The sequence below is a fragment of the Longimicrobiales bacterium genome (genome assembly GCA_029245345.1).
Lineage (GTDB): Bacteria > Gemmatimonadota > Gemmatimonadetes > Longimicrobiales > Gaopeijiaceae > CALFPJ01.
This window is the reverse complement of record JAQWPM010000002.1, coordinates 1-23,542: the sequence shown is the minus strand read 5'-3', so window position 1 is coordinate 23,542 and position 23,542 is coordinate 1. Positions and strand designations below refer to the sequence as shown.

Below are 23,542 nucleotides of genomic sequence, written 5' to 3'. Positions count from 1 at the left end.
GTCCCTGGTGTGAACCACAAGAATAGCAATCTTGAGATATCATCAGACGAGGTGTTCGTGAGGTTCAGCGTTGAGATAGCTAAGGGCCTTCTGCCCATCGTACGTACCGGCTTGATGATCGCCGTGCTCCTCACCCTCACGTCTCCGCTCCAGGCCCAAACGGCCCGCGAGATCATTGATCGTGTCGACCGTCTCATGCGGGGCGAATCGAGTCAGCGTCGGGTGTCTATGGGGATCAAGACCGAACACTTCACGCGGTCGCTCGAGAGGGTCGTATGGTCACTCGGGACAGAGTGCTCGCTCGTTCGCGTCGAGAAGCCCGCGCGCGAAGCCGGCACCGCAACACTCAAGGCGGATCAGGAGGTCTGGAGCTACCTCCCTCGCGTAGATCGCACCATAAAGGTCCCACCGTCGCTCATGATGGGGTCGTGGATGGGGTCACACTTCACCAACGACGACTTGGTGAAGGAGAGTCGCATCGTGGACGACTCCGACTGCGAGATCGCCTTCGAGGGCCTAGGCGATCGCAGGCATGGAAAGCTGTCAGGCGGCCAGCAACAGCGCGTCTCCGTTACGAACACGTGGTGAAGCGAACACCAGCCGGGGGCGGCTCTTCCATCACAACTCCCGGCGGCTCCGCGGCGCGTTCCGGTGATTGGCTTGGTGCAGACTGGAACATCCACGGATCCGAGCAGAATTCTTACGCCTGAGTCCTACTATGCGGACCGCCGTCGTGGCCGGAGCACGACACCGTGCGTCCAACCCGACTGTCGGCGTCACGCGACCGGCATAGTGACCTTTTCGGACTCCATTTCGGCCGCCTTGACGTCGCCCTTCGCAGCCACCCGGATTCCCAAAATGGCCCACATGGCTGCAACCGGAGCCGCCAGCATGGCGATGGTCCCTAGGGAGAGGCCGACAAACGCGAGCCCGGCATAAATCCACCCGCTGACGAGGTCGCCACCTCGATAGACCGCTGCGTCGATAAACGCCTTGGACTTGTACTTCTCTTCCCTCGACACGACGGTGAACAGAATCTCACGAGCCGGCTTGGTCATGCCGTAGCGCCCGGCCCGATAGATGATCTGGACAACAACAAGCGTGGCTAGCGTCGGATAGACCCCGAGGGCCAAGAACCCGACCGCGACGGCCGCCGGAATCACTGCGAGCGTCAGTCCGACGCCCAGCCAGCGAATCAGCCGCGCAGTCAGATACACCTCAAAAACGATCGTGAGGATATTCACCGTGAGGTCGATCTTTGCCAGGAAAGCGGTCCGCTCACCGCGATCGGTCATGGCCGAGTATACCAGATCGGATTGTGCGAAGTAGAGAATCGTCGAAGCGAACGTCATGAGGGCGATGAACCCGGCGATTCCGAGCAGGTACGGGGAGGTAAAGACTCCCTTTATGCCCGAGAAGGCGTTCCCCAGGAGTGGCTTCTCCGTCTCTCCAGCCGCCACTACGGCGCCCGTTCCGAAGTTCTGGTGCAGTGAGCGTGCGAACCAAGACGCGACCTCCAGAGGCACGCAGGAGATCAGCAGCAGCGAGAACACCGGGATGCGCTCTGCCAATTGAATTGTCACGACGGAGCCGATGATTCCCCCCACCGACGCCCCTACAGCGATGAATGGGAATAGCCGTCGGGCCTGATCGTTGTCGAAACAGTCCGCGACCAGGCCCCAGAACACCGTGACCACAAACAAGGCGAAGATGCTGGACCAAACGTAGAAGACCCGATCGATCCAAGGTCGGGCCTCGACCGGCAGGAGAAGCAGACTGGCCCAGAAGCCGATTAAGCACACGATGAAAAAGCGATTCGCCATGGGGACGAAAACGCCTCGGGAATACTTCGATGCGATCCACGAGTACGCCGGTACAGCCACGAATACCATGACGAAGAAGACCACGGTCCAGATGATCTGCAGGTTGTCCCGGTCATCTGCGGCGATCTCGTCGCGCACGGCCCGCAGGATGTAGTAGCTGAGCATGATGGAGAAGCCGTAGGCGGCCCCCCACAGCATCCCCTTGAACTCTCTATCGTCTCGGAAGTCGACGATGCCTGCGATAAAGGACTTCACAGAACTACGGCCCCGCCGCGTGCCACGCGTCGAGCACCTCTCGCTCGCGCTCGCGGCTCCAGCCGAAGCTACGATCGACGCGCTCCGCCGCCGGACGGCCTTTGTCCCACTCGAGCACATCGCGGGAGGTCTGGGCCAACGCCCGGAAGGTCAAGCCAGCGTCGACCGACTTCTGATACGCAACGAACATCAGGGCGTCTCCCGGAATCCACGCCGGCAGGTCGCTCCACGGCCGGACCTCGTGCTGCTCGAGGAAATCCTCCGGAACCCAGGTCAGCTCGAAAGGGTTCGAGGCCACGGTGCCGATTTCCGCGAGCATTTCACCCATCGTTAGGCGATGGCCCGGACCCACGCCGTTGAAGTCGCCCGTGGTGGCGTTCTCTGCCATACGGACGATCCACTCCGTGAGGTCGCGTTGGTCGATGATTTGATTGGCGTGTTGGGGGTTTCCGGGGGCTAAGACCTCTCCACCCTCGTCGATGCGGACCGGCCAATAAGTGAATCGGTCGGTTCGGTCTCCCGGCCCGACGATCAGCCCCGGTCGAACCACCGCGGTACGCCCCGGGAACGCCGCGTGGGCGATGTCCTCGCTGAGCGACTTCATGAGGCCGTAGTCCGCGTCGTCCCCATCGGCCCAGCCTTCGGGCGGAGAGATCCGTTTGTAGTCCTCGCCCACGATCGGCTCCATCAGGACTCGATCCTTGAAGTCCCATCCGAAGCCTTCGAGCTCGTATGCCGAGATGGAAGACACGAAGATGTAGTGAGACGCGGCGTCCTTCAGTAGCTCGGTGCTCTTTTGCACCCACCGATAGTCTTGGGCGTTGTTGTCGAGCACGACGTCCCACGTCCGTCCCTCGAGGGCGGTGTGGTCGTCATTGCGGTCCCCAACGAGGCGTTCGACCGCATCCGGCAGATCGACCTCATTGCGCCCTCGGGTGAAGATCGTGACCTCATGACCCCGCTCCACCGCGTAGCGCACCATGTTCGGTCCAATGAAGCCTGTACCCCCCAGGATGAGGATGCGCTTGGGTGCCGGAGCGCTCGCCGCGCCCGGGCCATCCTCAGCTTCGGGGCTGCAGGCGCTGGCTCCAGCTACGGCGAGGCCGGCCGCTACCGCGCCGGTCTTCTTCAGGAATTCTCTGCGTGTCGGGGTCATCGTCCACCTCTCGCTTTCCAAGCCGCCACGATCTCGGGCTCTCGCTGCATCAAGCTGCGAGGGTTGTCGATCACGCTGGCTCTCTGTTCGTCAGTTACTGCGTCGGAGTCCCACCATTCCAGCACGTCTTGCGTGCTCTCCGCGAGCGGTCGGAACGTCAAACCGTTCGCCTTCGCGCGGTCGATGTTGATCCGCGCCGAGCCCTCGTACTCGCGGACCGGCATCAGCCAGGGCAGGACGGCGCTGACTCGATGCTCCTCGAGAAATTCGTAATCGTCGATCGTGACCCACTCGACCTCGGAGTTCGTGACCGCGTGCATACCGTGCACGAATTCGTGCATTCCCAGTGAGGAGCCAGGGCCGGCCACATTGAACGTCCCCGCGGTCCTCGTCTCGGCGAGGCGAATCATCCACTCCGTGAGGTCCCGCACATCGATGTATTGGACTCGATCGTCGGCCTTGCCCGGAATCATTACCGCGCCGCCCCTTCGAAGTCGCTCGGGCCAGTACGGGAAGCGGGTCACCTGTTGATCGGCCGGCCCCACGATGTAGGTAGGGCGCACGACGATCGTGCGGTCTTCTCCAAACACCTCGCGCGCCGCACGCTCCGACAACGCCTTCATGACTCCGTACGTCGGCCGTTGGTCCTCGGGCACTTCTGAAGGATCTTCGAACAAGACGTCACGGTCCTCCTTGAGATCGGTGCCGTAGTAAGGCAGGTAGACCCCAGTCGACGACGTGTAGACATACATGTCTACCGTGTCGCGGAGGAGCTCCGCGGCATGGCGCGTCCACTCGACCTGTCGTCCCGAGTTGTCGATCACGATGTCCCAGCTACGCCCGGAGAGAGCGGAGTGGTCACCTGAGCGGTCTCCGACCAACTGCTCGACATCGTCGTACATCCGCTTGTAGATCGTGGATTCGGTCTGGCCACGAGTGAACGTGCTGACCGAATGGCCCCGATCGAGAGCGTAGCGAATTTGGTGAGGGCCCAAGAAGGACGTCCCGCCTAGAATCAGGATTCGCAGCGGGTGGGGGGGGCGCTCCGTAGGGCGGCGGCGGGAGTCGAGGAGGGCCTCTGGGTTTTCCGCACCTAGACCTCGCAGCTCCCCGCCTAGACCGAGTGCCATTGCGCTACCGGCCAGGGCCGAACCTCGGATGAAATCGCGCCTGTTCGTATCCATACTCACTCCGTGAGGACCGAGAGCTGACCTTCTTCGAGATTGACCCGTTCAATCAACGGCGCAAGCATCCTGCGGACAAGGAGTAGGGGGGTCTGTGGGCGTGTCAGCTACGGTTACTCCCCCCATCAGGGCCGTTGGATTTTCTATTCATAGTGGCCTCGGCGTGAGGATCAGCGGATTCCTACCACTCCGCGAATCGACTCGATCAGCTTGGGTGAGTCCCAGCCGATACCGTGTCGGAACACGATGCTCGTCCCGTGGAGATTTCCGACCGCTTCGAGGTCACCGTCGATGACCACGAGATCCGCGATCTTGCCAGTCGCAACGCTTCCGACTTCACCGTCAGTCCCCAAAACCTTGGCCCCGTTCAGGCTCATGATCTGGATGACCTCGGGGGCAGAGAAGCCTGCTTCGAGCAGCAACTCGTAGTTCCGCTGGTCGCCGAATCCTGGAGGCGCTGCGCCGTATCCGGTCGGATCTACGCCGGCCCCCAGAAGTCCACCAGCGGCCACGAAGGCACGCTCGTACTCCATTGCCTTTGCGTACTGCGCAGGTGGAATCGCTCCTTGTCCGGCCCGTCGTGCTACGGAGATCGCACGGACTTCTTCCGCGATCTCAGGTGCGAGTACATCAAAGATGCGTTCGTCGATGGGAGGGCGGCCAGATACCGAGATCTCGTAGACCACTGGCGTCGACGTCATGGGTACACCGTTGTCGATCATGTCCCGGAACGTTGCCTGCACTTCAGCGCCATTCACATCGAGATCCGGGAAGCTGTTCCGGAAGCCGGCAGGGCACTCGTCCTCGACCTTGTTGGGCGCGTACTCGCTGTTCGCGAACAGTCCGTGTTCGACGTTGTCGATGCCAAGCGCGACGGCCTCGCGGTATCCCACAGAGCACAGGTGAGCCGTGACCTTCACGCCCAGCTTGTGCGCCTCGTCGATCGCCGCGCCGAGCTCCGCGCGCGAAATCCACGTATAGGCTTTGAACCAGCTGACGCCCTCTTCAGCCCAGTAGCGCACTACACGCCGCGCCTGCTCAGGGTTGCTGAGCTGGGTCATGGTTCCACCACCGACCTGCTCACCGGTCAGGTATGGGCCCGTTGTGAACATCGTCGGGCCAATGACGTTGCCCGCGTCGATTTCCCTTTTGAGGTTCAGTTCCGCATACGGCTGCTGAGCGCCCGTGGTACGGATTGTCGTGACACCCGAGGCCAGATAGAGCCGTGAGCCTGAGAAGGAGAGCTGCGCCGCGCGGCCGCTTCCACCCGTGTAGTACGAGTGGTTGTGCAGCCCGACGAGTCCTGGGATCACCGTCTGGCCCGTGAGGTCCACGATATTGGCGTTGGCAGGCACCCGGACTGAGCCGGACGGCCCGATGGCCGTGATTCGATCACCCTCAATAAGAATGGTCTGGTCCATCATCGCGGGGGCACCGGTCCCATCGATGACCTTCGCATGCGTGAGGGCTACCGTGCCCATCGGCACTGCGACGAATTCGTCGAAATTCTGAGCTGCCACCTGGTCGGGGCCAACTGCCGCGAGAGCGAGGCAGGCCAGTGCCGCAGAGAGGGCTGTGGTCTGGAGTTTCATGTCAGTTTCCTTCGACGTCGAAGACGAATTTCATTCCGGATTCGAGATGCTCGGCGATGTGGCAGTGCACCATCCATCGCCCCGGATTGGACAGCTCGAGGAGGATGTCGGTTGTAGACCCCGTCGGCAACAGGACAGTGTCCTTCCAAACCATGTTCTCGTTCGGCACACCGTTCTGTTCGAGAACAAGAAAGCGCTGTCCGTGGATGTGCAGGGGATGCTGCATAGAGTGGAACGCGGCCCGGTCGTTGGTGACTCGCACCTTCACCACGTCTCCGACCTTGAACGCCCAGTCGATCGCGTCGTTCTCCGCTCCGGTTCGGGGATCCCGCAGAAGCCACTGGACCTCGGCCCCGCTCGTTGCCCAGTTCATGACGGGCATCGTGCCGCTCCATTCGACGGGGTTGAAGTAGATCCAGTCGAGGTTCATGGACTGTTCGATTGCCATCGGCAGGTTGTCGACCTCGAGTGTAAGGACGAGCTCGTGGTCGGCGGGTCGGGCGAAGAGCGGGCGATAGCGGTCGATATCCTCGACGACCGCGTCATGGATCCGAAGGGACTCGAAGTCATGAGCGTGACCTGAGGCGCTCTCAGAGGTGGCACCCGAAACCGCGATCCGGCCCAGCACGGCCGACTCCTCCAGGAAGAGTCCCTGACGGTGGTTGATGCCCTGCACCCGGTTGGTCATCGCGTAAGCTCCGCCCTCGGGGAACAGTACCTCGACGACATACCGCTCAGCGGGGGCCAGAGTGACGCTCTCCGACATCGACTCGCGCTCGAATCTGCCCACGTCCGATCCGATGACCTTGATCGGCAGCGGCTCGCCATTGGGGTCGTCCGTGGGGCGGAACGCGACGTTGAAGGTGCGGGTGTTGGATGCGTTCGTGAAATGGAATCGGACGACGTCGCCGGCATCCACGTCGAGTCCGTACTCCGGCTCACCGTTCGTGAGGAAGACGTTCCCGAAGCGTCCCATGAGCATGTAGTTCGCAGACTCCTCTCCGAACGGAACCACATCATCAGCGCCGAGCAGGAGGTCGTCCAACATGACGACCTCTTCGTGGTCGACCGCGTTGTAGTAGTCCGAGGCCAGCGGTTCGACGAGCATGTTGCCCGCGAGTCCCAACTCCTGAGACACATCTTCGCGATGGTGCGGGTGGTACCAGTAAATCCCGGGATCGGGAAAGTGGATCGTGTACCGGAAGCTTTTGCCTGGCTGTACTGGGTCCTGAGTGACCCCCGGGACTCCGTCGTAGCGATTGTCGAGCCGCAGACCGTGCCAGTGGACGGCCGCCGGAAGCGGCGTGTCGTTCGTGAAGTTCACGAAGATCGTCGAGGCTTCCCTGACCTCGATCAGCGGCCCCGGGATCTGCTCGTTGAATGCCATCATCACGAGGTCCCGACCGGCCACCGATTTCCGGACGAAGCCGGCGGTCAGGTCCAGCGTGCCCCCATCGGGCAGCGTCACGATGTCGCGAGGCCGGGCAGCGGGGAGCGTGTTCACATCCACCGCAGGCCGGAATGGCGTAACGACGGGCAGCGACTGCATCACCCCTGGCAGCATCGGGACGCCGGCATACATCGGGGGCATCGCCCAGTCGCTCGCATGGCCCGTCATCTCGGGCACACCCATCTCTGCCGACGGTGCCAGGGCAAGGAGGTCATGCGCTTCCATGCGGCTCGACGGGGAGCGCCCTCGGATGATCAGCGGCCCGCTCCGCTCTACGACGTCGGCGGACGCTTCCGCAGTCACCCAGACCAGGTACTTGTTGAACGCCACTTCACCGAGGTTGTTCAGACCGTTCGTTACCTCGCCGAGTTTGACCACGGGATCGAGCGCGAGGGGTGTCGCCCAGGCCACGTAGGTCGTGTAGGGCCCGAGGGACGAGGGGTCAGGCAGTCGAGCGATCCATGCTTTCAAATCGTGCCGATGTCTCCCTTCGGCCGTGACCGTGACCCCAAATGGAGACCAGGGCTTTCGAAGCTCGATGACTCCGGCAGCTTGTCCTCCTCGGGTCGTCGAGAAGAGGTCGATGCAGTAGAGGTCGGACGCCGGGCGGGCCGCATCTGACCCGGTGCGCTCTGGCACTGCTCGGTCGGCGGAGAAGAGCGACTCCCCGGTGGCGGGCGGGCGGTCAGAACAGATCGACGAGACGTCGGGAATCTGCCCGGAAGCGTGGAGGTGCCCCGCGGCAAGGAGTGCCGTGGCAAGCCAGGGGCTCGCGGAGAGAGGATTTGATCGCAACGACATACGTTGAGATTCGCGCCGCCCCCCAAGGTGGGCAACATGCCGTCGATCCATGAGGAACGCTGAAAATGCCGCGCGGGAGAGGGTGCGTCTCCCGCGCGGCGTCCTCGGCTTGAAGTCGAGCCTCGCTCTACCTGCCTCCGGGCATTCCCGCGCCGACGCGGACCGGAGCCTGGTCCATCCAGTAGTAGTGCGGTAGTGCGCGCTGCCGCGGCCACGTCTCGTCGAGCGTGTCGCCATCATACATCCGACCATTCTTCATGACGGAGTAGATCGCACTCGCGTTGCGGATATCCTGGAGCGGATCCGCATCTAGGATGACGATGTCCGCGAGCTTCCCGGCTTCGAGGGTACCTAGGTCATTGCCGAATCCGATCGCCTCGGCGCCATAGATCGTCGCCACCCGAAGCGCGTCATGCTCTGACATACCACCCGACTGCATGCTGCGCAGTTCCCAATGCCAGCCCACACCGTGCAGCTGTCCGTGCCCACCGACGCCCACGCGCCCGCCCGCAGCTACCAGATCGTTGACGAAGACAGCGTGCTTCCTGAATACGTGCTGCTCATCGCGGAACCACCCTCCGGTCGGGCCGACCCGACGGGCCGACTTCGATTCCAGATCCTCGTACGGGTTGAACCGGAGCATCTTCGCGTCGTCGAGAGGGCTCTCCCGCGTGAAGTAGTAGTTCTCCGCCCACGGACCGCCATACGACACGAGCAGCGTCGGCGTGTACGTCGTCTGTGTGGCGTTAAAGAGCTGGACGACGTCGTCGAAAAGAGGCGCTACCGTCAGCGAGTGCTCGATGCCTGAATAGCCGTCCGTCGCGTGCGTCAGTTCGAGCTTGAAGTCGAGTCCACCCTCCGTGGTCGGCCTCAGCTTCAGCTCTCGGGCGGCCATGATGAGCCACTGTCGCTGCTGACGATTTCCGGCCATGTACATCTTGAAGGTGTTGAGTCCGTAGTAGTCTGTGTATCGCTGCAGGACCTCTTTCGCGTGATCCAGACTCCGGACGTTCTCGCCCGAGAACACCCCGGGGCCGGTGTGATAGATGCGCGGCCCGATCATGTCTCCACTCTCGACGAGGTCGTGGTAAGTGAGGATGTCGGTCTGCGCCGTCTGTACGTCCTGAGTGGTCGTGACTCCGTATGCCAGATTGGGCAGATACTGCCACACCTGCTCGGAGTGGATCTGCGTCATCAGCCATTGCGTGTGGTAGTGCGCATCCACGAATCCGGGCACGACAGTCTTGCCGCTGATGTCCACCACCTCCGCTCCCGCGGGAATCGCGACGCTGCCGGCTGGCCCTATCGCCTCGATGCGGTTGCCTCGGACGACGATATCCGCGTTTTCGACGATCTCGTAGCCGTTCATCGTGATCGCTCGGCCGCCACGCAGGACAGCGACACCGTCCGGGATGTCCCGAGCGTACGTCACCTCAATGCGATGTTCTTCGGCCCTGTAACCCTCGTCCTCCTCTTCGTTCTCCGCTTCCTCTTCACCTTCCGCAGCCTGCTCCTCTTCTTCCTCGGCCTCCGCTTCGGCTTCAGCCAGGACCTCGAGAGAGTCCGCGACAGCCTTGGCTCGAGCCAAGTCGTAGACAGAATGTGCGTTGCCCAGGCTCCAATGGACATTGCCGCCGTCTGCGGACCAATGTGGGAACTCCCCACCGATGTCGGTCAGCTTCGAGGCTGGGAAGGATGCCTTGTCCGGATCGCCGACGCTGATCTCGGGTGTTTCACCCCCGACCATGGGGATCGTCACCACGTACAACTGCATGCCGATCTGCGCGAGCGCCTGATCGCCCTGCGGCGCACGGTAGATGGCACTCGCAGACGGACGGTTCGTCGATCCCGGCTGTGCCGCTCCGGTCACCCGCACGTGCGCCTTTTCGTCCGTGCCGTCCCACCGGAAGGAAACGAGACCGCGCTGGCCCGCTGTGGCCCAGATCCGCTCGGCATCTTCCGTAAAGTGGAGGCCGGCACGGCCGGCCACCGGCCCGATGACGGTCGCCGCGCCTCCCTCATCCGAAAGCCAGATGAACTCGGCGCCGAGAGCACCACCGAAGCCCCCGCGGTTCTCCTGGATGTCTCGAGCCGATGCGCGGTATGCGACAATGCGCTCGCCATCCGGTGACCAGGTGAGGTCCGCGTACATCGCGGCACGCTGCGACAGCTGTACCGGATTTCCGTTCCCGTCGGACCTCGCCTTCCAGATGTGGCCGCCCTCTGCGTCGTCCCATGTGGCGTACGCCACCCAATCTCCATCCGGTGACCAGACGGGAAAGAGCTGCCCTGCATCCTCGATCTCGCCGATCCGGCGCGGATCACCGTCCGGGAATTCCATCACGTAGAGGTCGCCCAGAGCCGTGAAGGCCAAGTGCTCTCCGTCGGGCGAAGGCACCGCGTCACGAATCTGACGTGCGACGAAGGTCGGTGAGTCCTCGACCTCGTAGTCAAAGCGGATATCCGGACCGAGATCCAGTCCGACATCGGCGGAGAAAGGAATCTCCTCCTGACCACTCCCGTCGGCGGCAACTCGCCAGATCTTTCCACCGAACGACACGATCACGTGTCGCGAATCCGGAGTGAAACTCAGGCCCGGCAGGGCATCCATCGATGCCGAAGACTCGATGTCATCTCGCTGTACCGGGTACGCCAGCCACCGCTCCTCGCCTGTATCCAACTGACGAATGCGAAGCCCCGTGTCTCCGGCGTGTCGCGTGGCGTACACGAGCCACTGCCCATCCGGCGAAAGCGTCGGGCGGATGGCCGACCCGTAGCGGGAAGTCATCGTCGTCGACTCACCCGTCTCTCGATCGTACACCGCCAGTTGGTAGTTGGGGAACACGGCGTTGTACTGGTGACGGCCCGGACGGCGCGCGAACCAGACCTTGTTCTCGTCCGCTCCGAACGCGGCACCAGCCATGTGCATGGCCTCCGGCTCGGGAACCATCGCCACCCCGGATCCTCCGTCCGCATGGATCAACCAGAGCTTCAGATTCCTACCGCCCTTCGAGGCTACGATGTACTCTCCGTCGGGCGTCCACTCGGGAGAGACGAAGTCGTCGTTTCCTCCCTGGGTGACCTGGGTGCTGTCCGATCCGTCGGTAGAGACGATCCAGATCTGCTCCTTGCCAGTGCGGTCCGAGACGAAAACGACCCGCGCTCCGTCAGGACTGAATCGGGGCTGAGCGTCGTAGGCCATCCCGGATGTAATCCGCGTCGCGGTGCCGCCCGCGAGCGGCATGGTGTACAGGTCCCCCAGCAGATCGAAGACGATGGTCGATCCATCGGGACTCACGTCCACCGACATCCAACTTCCCTCGGTCGCCGTGTAGTCGAGGCGGCGGCCCGGCTCGAGGGGAAGCCCTTTCGTGGCCTTCGTGACGGTGTCCTCCACGGGAGCGTCCTGTGTAACGAGCGCCGCTGCGGACTCGGGAACCGTCGGGAAGAAGAGGAAGGCGAGAAGGAGAATCGGGCGTCGTGACGTCGTCAGCGATCGCATGGACCACTCCGTGGGTTGCTGTTTCGCATGGCAGATGCGTCGGAACGGATCCATACAGACCCCTTCCGGCTATCGTCGGATGGTGCACCTTAGGGCGCACACGAGCCGCAGACAATCGGGAGTCGGGAAGGGCGTTACCGAGCTTCGGGCAGGTCGGTGCCGACCCGCCAACACAGCCAACCCCACGAAGCCCTGCTAGAGTCCGTACTCTTCGCTCAGTCGAACCGCCCCTCGCACCGTGAGGAGCGTGCCTGTCCACAAAAAATAGAGCCCAGGGTGAGAAGTGCGGTCGAGATCACGCGACGAGTCCCCGCGCCGGTCGCGCTAAAGCATTAAGAAGATCAACCTCATTCTCTCTTGGTGCCGCGAAAGCTCGCAGTCCCCATCCCGCCGCTCATTCCAACGTTGAAGCCGGTGCTGTCGAACTCGACCTCACCGCTCATATCCGCTGCGGCGATGTAAAACGACATCGGCTGCCCATCGATCTCAATCTGGGTCATCATCGCCGACCCCAGGTCAGAATCGATGCTCCCGGCGTAGTCCCCCTTCGACGAACCGCGGATCGTGAGGAGTCCGTTGACCGTTATCCCTTCCGCCACAACGGTGAAGTCGTAGCTACCCGTGGGATCGAGGAGCGGAGGCGGGGGTGGGGGCGGCGGCGGACCGCACGCACCGATCAGGAGAGCGATCGCGGGGGTGACGGTCCGGCGCTTCAACATGCGTGCTGCTCCTCCAGTGCAGTGGAAGTGATAGTGCCTACCCTGCGTCGCTTGATCGGCTACTCCGTGAGCTGATCCCCAATAGGTAGACGGCGGATCCTCTTGCCGACCGCCGCGAAAATTCCACTGGTCAGAGCAGGTGCCACCGGCGGAACACCCGGCTCTCCGGCCCCGCCCAGGGGGTGTTCGTTCTCGAAGAGCGCGACCTCGACTTCCGGTGCCTCTCGAATGCGGCACACCTCGTAGTTGTCAAAGTTGTCCTGAACCACTGCTCCGTTCTTCACGGTAAGCTCGCCGTGCAGCGCGATCGACAGGCCGAAGACGACGGCTCCTTCCATCTGTGCCCTGACGAGGTCCGGGCTGACCGCCAGACCACAGTCGATCGCGGTCCAGGCACGGGGCACGCGCACTTCACCGCCCTCACCGACCGTCACCTCCAACGCCGCGGCAGTGAAGCTCCCGAAGCTGGTCCACGCGGCCAACCCGATACCGGTCCGGTCGGGCAACGCCCGCCCGTAGTCGGACATCTCGACAACGCGGCGAAAGACCGCGCTCAGTCGCTCGGCCACGAGGGGCCGCGGCTCGGGGCGGTCGGCATCGCTCAACTCCGCACCCGACAGCACCGAGCCGAAGAGTTCGAACCAGACCTGGTCAGGACGCTGCCCGGTCGCTTCGGCGATTTCGTCCACCATCGAGCCCACCGCGAAGCCGTGCTGGATGCTCGTAACAGAGCGCAGCCACCCGACCCGGACGTGTGCTTTCGCGTCTCCGGAACGAATCCGCATGTGGGGAATCGCAAACGGTTGTTGCATGATCGGCGCGACCTCGAAGCTGGCGGCAGCGTCGGTCGGCTGACGTGAAGCCGTCTCCATAAAGGACGGGTACGCCGCTCTGTGGTCCCATGCACTGATTCTTCCGGACGCGTCGAGACCGACGTCGATCCTCTGGGCGGAGATCGCGTGGTAGAAGCCGTGCCGGATGTCATCCTCTCGGGTCCAGATCATCTTCACCGGCTTTCCGGCGTGCTTCGCCAGGATGGCAGCCTCGACCGCGAAATCTGGCTTGGACTTCCGGCCGAAGGCACCGCCGAGCAGCGTCGCTTCGACATAGATGTCTTCCGGCTTTTTGTCGACGTACGGACCCACGGTGTTCTGCACCGCCTGTGGATCCTGGCAGCAGGTCCAGATCTTCAGGTCGTCGCCGTCCCACTCCGCCGTGGCGGCGGGCGGCTCCATTGGGATGTGGTGCTGGTGCGGCACGAAATAATCGGAGCTGATCCGTCTGTCCGACGCTTCCAGGGCAGCATCCGCGTCTCCGCGACCGTAGGTCTCCGTGCCACCTGCATCAATCGAAGCCCAGAGTGACTGCTCGTATTCGGCGGTGTCGTAGGTGGCGTTGACCCCACCCTCGAAGCTGGCGTTCAACGCTTCGCGACCACGGATCGCGGCCCATGTGTTGTCCGCAATCACCGCTACGCCCCCGAGAGGCTGGAATCCCCATCCCTCCTCCATCTCGGGCAATTCGACCACGTCCGACACGCCGGGCACAGCCAGGGCTGCCTCCCGGTCGTACCCGATCAGCTTGCCACCGACCACCGGAGGACGCGCTGCGACCGCATAGACCATGCCTTCTCTGCGCACGTCCTGAGCGAAGACCGATGAGCCGGTCGCGAACTGCTCCCCGTAGAGGTTGGGAATGGGATGACCGATGTACCTGTGTTCCTCACGGGTCTTCAGGGTGAGTGACTCGGGATCCGGAACGTCCATCGAGGCCGCGGCCTCGACGAGCTCGCGGTAATCCAGAGCTTCACCCGTGGCCGCGTTGTAGACCTCATGGTTCCGAGCCTCGACCTGGCTGCGGTCCACACCCCACTCGGTCGCTGCCGCTTCCTCCAACATGCGTCGAGCCGAGGCACCCGCTTGTCGGAACGCATCGTAGAAGTTTCGAATCGACGTGGATCCATCGGTGTTTTGGCTTCCGAACCTCACGTCGCCGTAGGTCGGCACCACGTGGATCCGGTCCCAGTCCGCCTCCAACTCGTCGGCGAGAATCTGGGTCAGACCAGTGCGGGTGCCCTGCCCCATTTCAACCCGGTGGATGTATGCGTGCACGGTTCCATCCTCGTCGATCGCGAGGTAGATCGACGGGGAAAGTCCGTCATGGGTCGGCCTCGCTCGGAGAGAGCGCATGCCTTTCGGCACCAACGTCACAGCTACGACGAAGCCGCCGGCGAGGCCGAGCGTCTTGAGCATGGTGCGCCGAGAAATGTTGGTCACGGAAGTGCTCTGTTGTTCCGACATGATCATCCCTCCTTCGCCGCGCGGTGAATGGCTTTCCGAATTCTCTGATAAGTCCCACACCGGCAGATGTTGCGGAGCATCGCCGTGTCGATCTCGTCGTCCGTGGGATCGGGATTCTCGGCGAGGAGCGCCGCGGCGGTCATGATCTGACCCGACTGACAGTACCCGCACTGGGGAACACTTTCTGCAATCCAAGCGCGCTGGAGGGCGTTCAGCCCGTCGGGCGACAAGCCCTCGATCGTGGTCACGGCTCGTCCTTCGACACCCGACATGCGCCGCGAGCACGATCGGACGGGCGACCCGTCCACATGCACGGTGCATGCGCCGCACAGATTTCCACCGCACGCGAACTTGGTGCCCGTCAGGCCCAGTACGTCCCGGAGTACCCACATCAGTGGCATGTCCTCCGGAACATCCAAGCTGTGCACTTCACCGTTGACACTGAACGAATACTGCGGCATTGAAACCTCTCGGGGATGAACCCTGTCTTGGCTGCACGGCCGGCGTCCGGGTGACTCGGCGGAATGGCAATTTAGGGGACGAGGGCAACTATCGCGATCAGCCTTCCACCTCGGAGGTCTCGCGCCGCCCCTCCTTCACCCGGTCGTGACAGTCCGACATTACCGCTTGCCCTCGACTGTCCGACATCACCTTTTCTTCCATCTCACGGGAGTCTTCAAGGCGCTCGCATTCGTTTTCGAGCACGGGCGTCCAAAATGACTCTCCGCTGGGAGGGTCGACGCACCCTGACGGTCACCGCCGACGCAGACCCGGCGGCAATCACGGGTCAAGAGGCGGCCACTGTTCTGACGTCGCTGACAGCGTTCCTTGGGAGACTTCCACCCCGACCAGACCCCGGCCTTCGATCCTACCCAGGCCGGGTCTATCCCAGATTTTATCTTCGACCCGTCGTTGCCCGCCGACTTCGACGACCGAGGGGCCGCGTACTTGCTGCCTGAACACCCTCGGCCATCCAGCCGCGACTGCTCTCGGACCAAATCCGCAGCCTCATGATCCGCGTCCCATTTCCCACCCCCTCCGCACGGCCTTCCCGCCTCATCAGGGCCGTTGGATTTCCTATCCACAATAAGGAGGGGCGGCATCGCTGACGCGATGCCGCCCCTCCTTTTTTTGGAAGTACCGAGTGCTAGTTATGCGCGCCCGGCAGGCCGGTCGGATCCTTGCCCCACCACCACAGCGGCGCGATGTCGCGCTGACGCGGCCATACTTCGCTGAGGGTGGAGCCGTCGAATAGCCGGCCGTTCATCATCACCCGGTCCACGGTGTTCGTGTTGCGGATGTTGTCCAGTGGGTTCGCGTTCAGAATGACCAAGTCGGCGAGCTTCCCCGTCTCGATGCTGCCGATGTCCTGGTCCAGTCCGATGGCCTCAGCACCGAAGATCGTCGCTGCACGCAGCGCGTCGTGATTCGAAATGCCACCGGAAGCCATCGCCCACAGCTCCCAATGGTACCCGAGCCCCTGGAGTTGCCCGTGGCTGCCCACTCCCACCTTACCGCCCGCCGCGACCAGGTCGGTCACGAAGCGCGCGTGGTCTGGGAAGACGTACTCCTCGTCGCGGAACCATCCAGCCGTGCCGGTCTGCGGCGGACCACCGCGTCGGCGGGTGGCCCCGTCAATCACGGAGTGCGGTGTGAAGTGCCGCAGCTTCGCGTCGTCGTGGGGATTTTCGTTCGTGTAGAAGTAGTTCTCCGACCACGGTCCACCGTACGCCACGAGCAACGTCGGTGTGTATACACGGCCGGTGGTGGCGAAGAGCTGCGCATAGTCGTCGAACACTGGGTAGATCGGGAGAGAGTGCTCGAGTCCCGGATACCCATCGATTGTCTCGGCGAGGTTCTGCTTGAGGTTCAGCGAGCCTTCCGTGGTGGGCATCAGACGATTCTCACGTGCCGCCTCGATGATCCACTGCCGCTCCTGACGGTTACCCGCCACGTACATCTTGATCGTGTTGGTGTCGTAGTAGTCGGCGTACTTACGCATGAGGTCGCGAGCGTGGTCGAGGTTCTTGATGGACTCCTGCCAGAAGACTCCGGGTCCGGTCGAATAGACCCGGGGCCCTAGGATGTCGCCGGTTCGCACGAGGTCCGAATAGGTGAGCACATCGGTCGTACCGGTTTGCGGATCCCTCGTGGCGGTCACGCCGTAGGCCAGGTTGGCCAAGTAGATCCACAGGTCGGAACGATGCATGCCAAACGCCGGCCGCAGATGCGCGTGCGTGTCGACGTAGCCAGGTAGGATCGTCTTCCCGGACACGTCGATGACCTCGGCTCCACCCGGTACGTTGACGCTCCCGGTGGGGCCGACTGCTGAGATACGGTTGTTGCGGATGACGATGTCACCCCGCTCGATCACCTCGTCGCCGTCCATCGTAACGATGCGCGCGCCGCTCAGGACGACTGTCCCTTCGGGGATGTCACGCTCGGCCTCGATGACGACTCGGACCTCGGCGGGCACGAAACCCTCGTCCTCTTCTTCGTCCTCATCGCTCGCCTCGTCGTCTGCTTCCTCTTCGTCTTCGGCTTCTTGCTCTGCGTCGAAGGCGTCTGCCGAATCGAGGTCATAGCTGAAGAAGGCGTTGCCGAGCGAGAAGTGGACGGTGCGGCCGTCGGCACTCCAGGCGGGGAACTCCCCACCCATGTCGGTCAGCTTACGGGACGGGAACTGTGCGTTATCCGGGTTCGATACCGAGATCGTCGGTACGTCACCACCAATGACTGGAACCGTCACCGTGTACAGCTGTCCGTTGATCTCGGCGAGCGCTTGGTCTCCCACCGGGGCCATGCGGATCATGTTCGCGTTCATGCCTTCGGTAGAGCCCCGCGGTGTCTCGCCCCGCACCTTCACGTATCCACGCTGGTCCGTTCCGTCCCAGCGGATGGAGATGAGTCCGTCGCCGCCCGAGTACATGTAGATGCGGTTCACCTGGCTCGTGACGAAGTGTGGATCGCCGCGGCCCAGCAGTGGTGCGATCGTCGTCACAGCCCCGCCGTCCGACGGTACCCAAACCAGGTCGCGGAGCGCGCTGGTGGACGCTCCTGGTCCGGAGTTCTCGACGAAGTCGCGCGCGGGTCCACTGGAAGCGACGATGCGCTGACCGCCAGGACCCCAAACTGGCCCGACGAAGATGTGGTCTTCAGAGGCGGCCAGTCGCGTCAGCTCGTCGCCATCCGGCTGCACCTTGTAGATCGATCCGGAGTCACCGTCCCACGAGGTAAAGGCGAGCCACTCTCCGTCGGCTGACCAGGCCGGAAACTGTGCGATCAAGCCCACGTCGTCGTGGAGCACCTCTCGCGGATCGGTACCGTCCATGTTCGCGGTCCACAACCGATCTAGGGAACTGAACGCGATCATCTCCCCGGCCGGTGAGGGCACAGCGTCACGGATCTGTCGCACCATGAAGGTCGGCGTGTCCTCGATTGGGTAGTCGAAGTCGACGAGCGCACCGACCTCCACTTCTGTTTGCACACGGAAAGGAATCTCCACGGCGTCGCCACCGGCTACAGGGATGCTCCAGAGTTTCCCGCCGTACGATGCGATCAGCGCGGAACCGTCAGGAGTGAACGACATACCAGGCAAAACGTCGAGCGTGCCGCGCGACTCCTGGTCGTCGTGTTGGACCGGGTAGGCGAGCCAGCGCTCCTCGCTCGTCTCGAGGTCCCGGATCATGAGACCGGTCTGGTCCTCATGTCGTGTGCCGTAAACCAGATTGAGTCCGTCAGCAGAAAGCGTGGGCCGGAACGCCCCACCATAGCGCGAGACACGTGTGAACGTGTTGCCGGTCTCGCGGTCGTAAACCGCGATATGGTAGGCAGGGAGCTGGGCGTTGTAGTCCCAATCCCGCGTCGTTTGACGACGGGAGAACCAGATGTAGCGACCGTCCGGGGTCAGTGCGGAGCCGAGTGACTTCCTCAGCCCCTCGCCCCGGAAGATCTTGATGCCCGAACCGCCGTCCACGTGGAAGAGCTGCGGAACCGGCGGGCCACCACCGCGAAAGCCACCCATGGACGCGACGATGTAGTCGCCATCCGGGGTCCACTCCGGTGACTCGGCCCGGTTGGAGCTTCCCTCGGAGATCTGCGTGGGGTTCGAGCCATCCGCGGCTGCGATCCAGATGTTCTGACCGCCATCGCGGTCGGAAGTGAAGACGATCTGCGAACCATCGGGCGAGAAGCGCGGCTGCGCATCGAAGGCCATACCAGTCGTAATCTGGGTCGCGTCTCCGCCATCGATGGGGATCGTGTAGAGATCGCCCAACAGGTCGAAGGCGATGGTCTGGCCGTCCGGGCTCACGTCGACGGAGATCCACGACCCTTCCGTCAAGTCGATGGACATCCACCGATTTTCATCCCACCCCTCGAGCGGGAGGTCCTGCTTGCTGCGGTCCTCCGGCTCGTCGGCTTCTTCCTGCGCGGCGGCGCTGAGCGGCAGTAGCGCCATGATAGCCGCCAAGGCAGCGCATCGGAGCAGAATCCCGGCTCTTTTCGTCACGATTTCCATCTTCGCATCTCCCGGTATGGTCTTCCCGCCGTGCTTTCTGAGATCGGCGGACCGGAAGTATCCCCACCGTGGGGGTGGGGCGAAAGGGTGTTCGTTGCGACCGCGCTTGGAGAGATGCCTTGCGGCTCCTCCAATTCATTGACGGCTTAAAACACCCAAATGCGTGGGTTCGTAACGAAGGGCACCGCTACGGCGATCTTCAAACGCCGCCATGGAAGCGTCATCGACAGCATCTTTTCAGGGGATCCGTCGAAGTAGCTCAGGCCTCAAGGGTTGTGACCCTCAGGTGAAGACCGGGTCAGCAACATCGTCTCCGGGCAGGCTCAAGAAGGGGAAAGACTGTCAAAGCGTGGGGCCAAGTCTCCGGGGCTTCCAATGCCGGGGGGGCAACCCCCCATCGCACGAGGGCTACCTGGTCCACGGCGCGGGAGGTGCCGCGAGACATGTCCATCCAATCTCGCAGTCGATCGCCAATTGGATCATGGAAGGGCACGCCCGATTGATAGAATCCAGTGCTTGCTTGCGTGGGGAGTTACAAACACTCGGTAAGCTTTCCTGGGCGACTCAGCTTTCATAACAGATTCACCCAATCGTTTCCGTCGATGCGCTGGCCCTGGTAAACCTCGACGACCGCAGCACCCTGGTTGCATCAGGCATTTCCTGGTCCGCATCCGGGTCGGCTTCGTTGCGTCTCGGCACGTTCGCTGGGTTGGGGGCTGGGCCAGCGGGTCCGGAGAACTCGTCTCCGAATATGGCGCGGTGCCTGGCATCGGCTGCCTGTCCGTGACCTGGCACTTCTGAACCCTCGCGCCCCCACACTGCGTAGAGTCACAAAACAGGAGAAGACCCATGGGTAAATTCAAAGTACCTGACACAGGCGGGCCTCGGCCGCCCAAAAGCCCGAAGCGTCCCCGGCCACAGAAACCTGGGGACAAGACTCCAGGGCCAGACCCGTTCAAGTGGCTGAAGTTGGGCCAGAAGAAGTAAAAGCCGCCCGGCTCCGCGCCTTACACGGCCGCGGGCTCTCTCTCAAGTCCGGCAGAGTCCAGTGCACCTGATTCGATGTCGGGGACAGGTGCGCCCCTCAAACCCGGCCGGACGTTGTATCGATATCCGATCCAGATCAAGATCAACCCCAGGAACTCCATCACGTAGAGCACCTCGGTGTGCCCGAATCGGGTGGCCGTCCCGCCGATCCCCGGCAGCAATGCTCCCATCGCGATGTAGCAGTTCCCGATGAAGCGATGCCTGGCCGTAGAATCCGAACGAAAGCGCCAGGCTGACAGCACGGCCCCGCCGATCAGGAAAATGGCTGCATAGATGTTGATAAATGGGCTGAACAGCCTGGCTTGGCGCCATTCCATGACACGGCCGGTCAACCGGTACGCTTCCACTGCGTCATAGTTGATGGGAGACAGTAAGACGGCCGTGGAGGCTGCGAGGATCGCGAGCACCAGCACAACGGTCATCCGGTTGGCGGTCTTCCGCTTGAACATCAGGTAAACCGTGCCCTGGGCCAGCGGTGCTCCACCTAGAAGAGCACCTGAGATATACCAGCTCCGGAAGACGACCTCATTCCACCCGAAGAGTGTCGTCAGCGACTCGGTCAACGTTCCAACACCGAACATGGCGATACCGAGCGCCCACCAGAAGAGGTGCGGAGCCGGCTTGCGGCTCCTCCAACGCAAGAACACCACCGGAGCGAAGAAAAGCGCTATGACGGTGGTGGCAATCGGGATGTAGGAAACAAAACCCGGCATGGTTCAGCCTTGTGGAAAGGAGGGGTGGGCGGATGGCCCGGAGGCCACCCGCCCTATTCACCCTAGAAGGAGACGTCCCAAGTAAGCGTCAGGTTGCGCTTCGGCTCTGGCCGGAAGAAGCCCACGTTCGAGAACTCGGCGTAGAGCACGTTCGTCAGGTTGGTCAGGGCCAGGTTCAGTCGGTGACTCATGCCTGAATCCGATTCCCAGACCGTGATGCCGCCTCGGACGCTGAATACGGTGAACGATGGCATCAGATCCCCGACCGGATTGTTGGCTCCAAAGTCGACTTCGAGCTGGTCTCCATTGTGCCGAACATCACCAGACAACCAGAAGCGGTCTGACGGTGCGTCGTAGCGTAGTTTGCCGGTGACCTTGCTGGAGAAGGTCTCTCCGACCGGGTTTTCAACGTCGAGAACGTTGTCCGCATCCATCCAGGTGAGGTTGCCTGAGGCGGAGAGGCCCGAGCCGATCTGATAGTCCGCCGAGAACTCGATCCCCCGGAAGAGAAGTTCGTCGACATTCACGTTACGGAACGCCGGGAATCCGCCGACCTCAGTGCCCAGAGCTTCGATCCGGATTCCACCCTCCAACTTGTTCCGGAAACCGAAGGCCTCGAGGGCGAGACGACCTTCCCGGAAGCGAACACCCAGGTCGAAGTTCAGGCTGGACTCCGGCGCGAGTTCCGGATTCCTGACTTGATAACCACTGCTTTCTGGTGTCGCTCCGTCAAAGAAGCGCTCAATCAGATTGGGCGAGCGGAAGCCCCGGCCCACGGTGCCGAGCAAGGTGACGGCGTCCGAGATTTCGAACAGAGTGTTCAATGCGGCAACCACAGTACCGTCTGTGATATCAAGAAGCGCCTGGTCCTCCAAACCGGCAGTCGCGAAGGTCTTGGCGTTGACGTGCTGCCAGCGCGCGCCGGCTACGAAGGAAAGGCGGTCCGTGGCCTGGACCTCACCCTGACCGAAGAGTCCTGCGCTGAAATAAGTCGCTTCCGGCAGTTGGGGTGTGTTGTCCACGATCTCCCTTGGTGTCGGACCGAAGCCCGTCATTGTCGTGAGACCTTCATCCGTGCCGGTGACCCCGTCCCTCCAAACGTCGACTCCATACGTGAGAAGAAGACGTTGGGTCGCGAGCTTTCGGGCCTCCGCTCTGAAGCCGTAGGAGCGGATCTCGGTCGAGTTGAGCGTATTGATCGACATGGCCATCCCCCGGCCGATGCCGAACGGACCGATATCGAAGCTCAGCTGCCGGTCATTTTGCTGACTGTAGGCCAAGATCTCGAACTGATCCGCGAACGGAGTCGTCAGCTCCTGCGCCCGGTAGCCGGCGGAGACTTTCGTGAAGTTCTGATAAGGATAGGTGATGTTGACAGGCGAGCCTGCCGGGTCGTAAAGAACCGGATCCACCGCGCCGAAGCCGGAATTTTCGGCCTCGTAGCGCTCGATATTGCCGAACATCGAGTGGGTGCCACCCGCGTCATAACCCAATCGGAAGTCGAAGCTCTGATCCTGAGCGCCTGTTCCGGACACGAGGACATCGTCGGAGAGCGTGATGTTGCCGAAGGAGCCAGACGGAGCCACGTAGGCCTCAGCCTCTCGGTACGTGCCGCCGGCTCGGAGCGTGATCGCTCCGAATCGACCGTAGGTCCGGAAGGAGCCGGCCTTCTGGCTCTCTACGCCACCGTACCGCATGGACGCGGTGCCGTGCAGCCCGTCCACCATTGGGAGGCGAGAAATGATGTTCACCACACCCCCGATCGCATCCGATCCGTATAACACGGAGGCCGGGCCGCGAATGACCTCGACCCGCTCGGCGCCATTCACATCCACGAGCGCCGGAAGTGCACCAAAATCTTGTTGTCTCCGGGAGTTGTTGAGACGCATGCCGTCGGACAGCAGAAGAATGCGTTGACCCCGCTGCCCGCGGATCTGTGGACGGCCTTGGTTCACACCCACTCCCGCCACGTCGAGGCCCGGAAGCGTACGGAAGAGATCACTGACCGTATTCGGCTGCTGCTGAATAAGGTCACGACGCTGGATCACGGAAACTGGCAGGGGCGTTTTTGATACCTCCCGCAGACCACGCGTCCCGGTGACGGTGATGGGATCGACCCGATAAACCAGGGTATCGGTCTCGGGATCGGTGGCTTGGGCCGCGGTCGCCACGGGAAGCGCGAGCGCGAGTGATGCTATCGAAAAGAAGACGCTCCCGAGAACCGGGGCAGTCCTGAGCGTGGTATGCATGGAAGATCTCTCGAATGGAGCCCTAACCTGACAGTTCCAAGCTAGAAATTCAGTGCACCCACTGTAATGCGGAGAATTACCTCATTTTCAGTGGGTGGAATCCCCTACGGGTCCATCCCGACGGGCGTCGTGAAAGGGAGATCTACGTCTGGCCGAGGCCATACCCCACAACGAGGCGCGTCAGGCCGGCGACAGTGCGCACCCGCAGCTTCGCCATAACACGCTCTCGGTG

General features: G+C 62.6%; 13 protein-coding genes. 1 reads left to right on the top strand and 12 read right to left on the bottom strand.

What is annotated here, in order from left to right; translation table 11 throughout:
- Positions 1-57 precede the first annotated feature (57 nt).
- A complete protein-coding gene (locus P8L30_00115; GenBank protein MDG2238609.1) occupies positions 58-588 on the top strand; it encodes an outer membrane lipoprotein-sorting protein in 531 nt (176 codons plus the stop codon).
- A 188-nt stretch (positions 589-776) separates the two neighbouring features.
- On the opposite strand, the gene P8L30_00110 is transcribed toward P8L30_00115, so the two are convergent.
- From P8L30_00110 to P8L30_00055, 12 genes are all read right to left on the bottom strand, one after another.
- Entirely contained in the window at positions 777-2,078 is a 1,302-nt protein-coding gene (locus P8L30_00110; GenBank protein MDG2238608.1) for a hypothetical protein, read from the bottom strand.
- Between the two features lie 4 nt (positions 2,079-2,082).
- Positions 2,083-3,234: an NAD-dependent epimerase/dehydratase family protein gene (locus P8L30_00105; protein ID MDG2238607.1), complete on the bottom strand. Its 1,152-nt coding sequence runs from the start codon at positions 3,232-3,234 to the stop codon at positions 2,083-2,085.
- Positions 3,231-4,418 carry an NAD-dependent epimerase/dehydratase family protein gene (locus P8L30_00100; protein MDG2238606.1) on the bottom strand — a complete coding sequence of 396 codons (1,188 nt, stop codon included), beginning with the start codon at positions 4,416-4,418 and terminating at the stop codon, positions 3,231-3,233. The genes P8L30_00105 and P8L30_00100 overlap by 4 nt, the downstream gene beginning before the upstream one ends.
- A 170-nt stretch (positions 4,419-4,588) precedes the next feature.
- On the bottom strand, positions 4,589-6,010 hold the full coding sequence (locus P8L30_00095; GenBank protein ID MDG2238605.1) for an amidohydrolase family protein: 1,422 nt from the start codon (positions 6,008-6,010) through the stop codon (positions 4,589-4,591).
- A 1-nt stretch (position 6,011) separates the two neighbouring features.
- Positions 6,012-8,261, bottom strand: a complete 2,250-nt coding sequence (locus P8L30_00090) for a multicopper oxidase family protein (protein MDG2238604.1) — start codon at positions 8,259-8,261, stop codon at positions 6,012-6,014.
- A 127-nt stretch (positions 8,262-8,388) separates the two neighbouring features.
- Positions 8,389-11,763, bottom strand: a complete 3,375-nt coding sequence (locus tag P8L30_00085) for an amidohydrolase family protein (GenBank protein MDG2238603.1) — start codon at positions 11,761-11,763, stop codon at positions 8,389-8,391.
- 347 nt (positions 11,764-12,110) lie between these two features.
- Complete coding sequence (locus P8L30_00080) at positions 12,111-12,482, bottom strand: hypothetical protein (GenBank protein MDG2238602.1); 372 nt, start codon at positions 12,480-12,482, stop codon at positions 12,111-12,113.
- 59 nt (positions 12,483-12,541) lie between these two features.
- On the bottom strand, positions 12,542-14,782 hold the full coding sequence (locus P8L30_00075; GenBank protein ID MDG2238601.1) for a molybdopterin-dependent oxidoreductase: 2,241 nt from the start codon (positions 14,780-14,782) through the stop codon (positions 12,542-12,544).
- Positions 14,783-14,784: 2 nt separating this feature from the next.
- Positions 14,785-15,243, bottom strand: a complete 459-nt coding sequence (locus P8L30_00070; protein ID MDG2238600.1) for a (2Fe-2S)-binding protein — start codon at positions 15,241-15,243, stop codon at positions 14,785-14,787.
- A 686-nt stretch (positions 15,244-15,929) separates the two neighbouring features.
- Positions 15,930-19,301 carry an amidohydrolase family protein gene (locus P8L30_00065; protein MDG2238599.1) on the bottom strand — a complete coding sequence of 1,124 codons (3,372 nt, stop codon included), beginning with the start codon at positions 19,299-19,301 and terminating at the stop codon, positions 15,930-15,932.
- 1,007 nt (positions 19,302-20,308) lie between these two features.
- Entirely contained in the window at positions 20,309-21,061 is a 753-nt protein-coding gene (locus P8L30_00060) for a hypothetical protein (GenBank protein MDG2238598.1), read from the bottom strand.
- Positions 21,062-21,123: 62 nt separating this feature from the next.
- Positions 21,124-23,310: a TonB-dependent receptor gene (locus P8L30_00055; GenBank protein MDG2238597.1), complete on the bottom strand. Its 2,187-nt coding sequence runs from the start codon at positions 23,308-23,310 to the stop codon at positions 21,124-21,126.
- Positions 23,311-23,542 lie beyond the last annotated feature (232 nt).

What these genes read in the sequence shown, in the direction of transcription:
- P8L30_00075 (MDG2238601.1), bottom strand. Translation starts at nt 14,782, where the DNA reads ATGTCGGAACAACAGAGCACTTCCGTGACCAACATTTCTCGGCGCACC.
- P8L30_00055 (MDG2238597.1), bottom strand. Translation starts at nt 23,310, where the DNA reads ATGCATACCACGCTCAGGACTGCCCCGGTTCTCGGGAGCGTCTTCTTT.
- P8L30_00095 (MDG2238605.1), bottom strand. Translation starts at nt 6,010, where the DNA reads ATGAAACTCCAGACCACAGCCCTCTCTGCGGCACTGGCCTGCCTCGCT.
- P8L30_00060 (MDG2238598.1), bottom strand. Translation starts at nt 21,061, where the DNA reads ATGCCGGGTTTTGTTTCCTACATCCCGATTGCCACCACCGTCATAGCG.
- P8L30_00100 (MDG2238606.1), bottom strand. Translation starts at nt 4,418, where the DNA reads ATGGATACGAACAGGCGCGATTTCATCCGAGGTTCGGCCCTGGCCGGT.
- P8L30_00085 (MDG2238603.1), bottom strand. Translation starts at nt 11,763, where the DNA reads ATGCGATCGCTGACGACGTCACGACGCCCGATTCTCCTTCTCGCCTTC.
- P8L30_00065 (MDG2238599.1), bottom strand. Translation starts at nt 19,301, where the DNA reads ATGGAAATCGTGACGAAAAGAGCCGGGATTCTGCTCCGATGCGCTGCC.
- P8L30_00080 (MDG2238602.1), bottom strand. Translation starts at nt 12,482, where the DNA reads ATGTTGAAGCGCCGGACCGTCACCCCCGCGATCGCTCTCCTGATCGGT.
- P8L30_00105 (MDG2238607.1), bottom strand. Translation starts at nt 3,234, where the DNA reads ATGACCCCGACACGCAGAGAATTCCTGAAGAAGACCGGCGCGGTAGCG.
- P8L30_00070 (MDG2238600.1), bottom strand. Translation starts at nt 15,243, where the DNA reads ATGCCGCAGTATTCGTTCAGTGTCAACGGTGAAGTGCACAGCTTGGAT.
- P8L30_00090 (MDG2238604.1), bottom strand. Translation starts at nt 8,261, where the DNA reads ATGTCGTTGCGATCAAATCCTCTCTCCGCGAGCCCCTGGCTTGCCACG.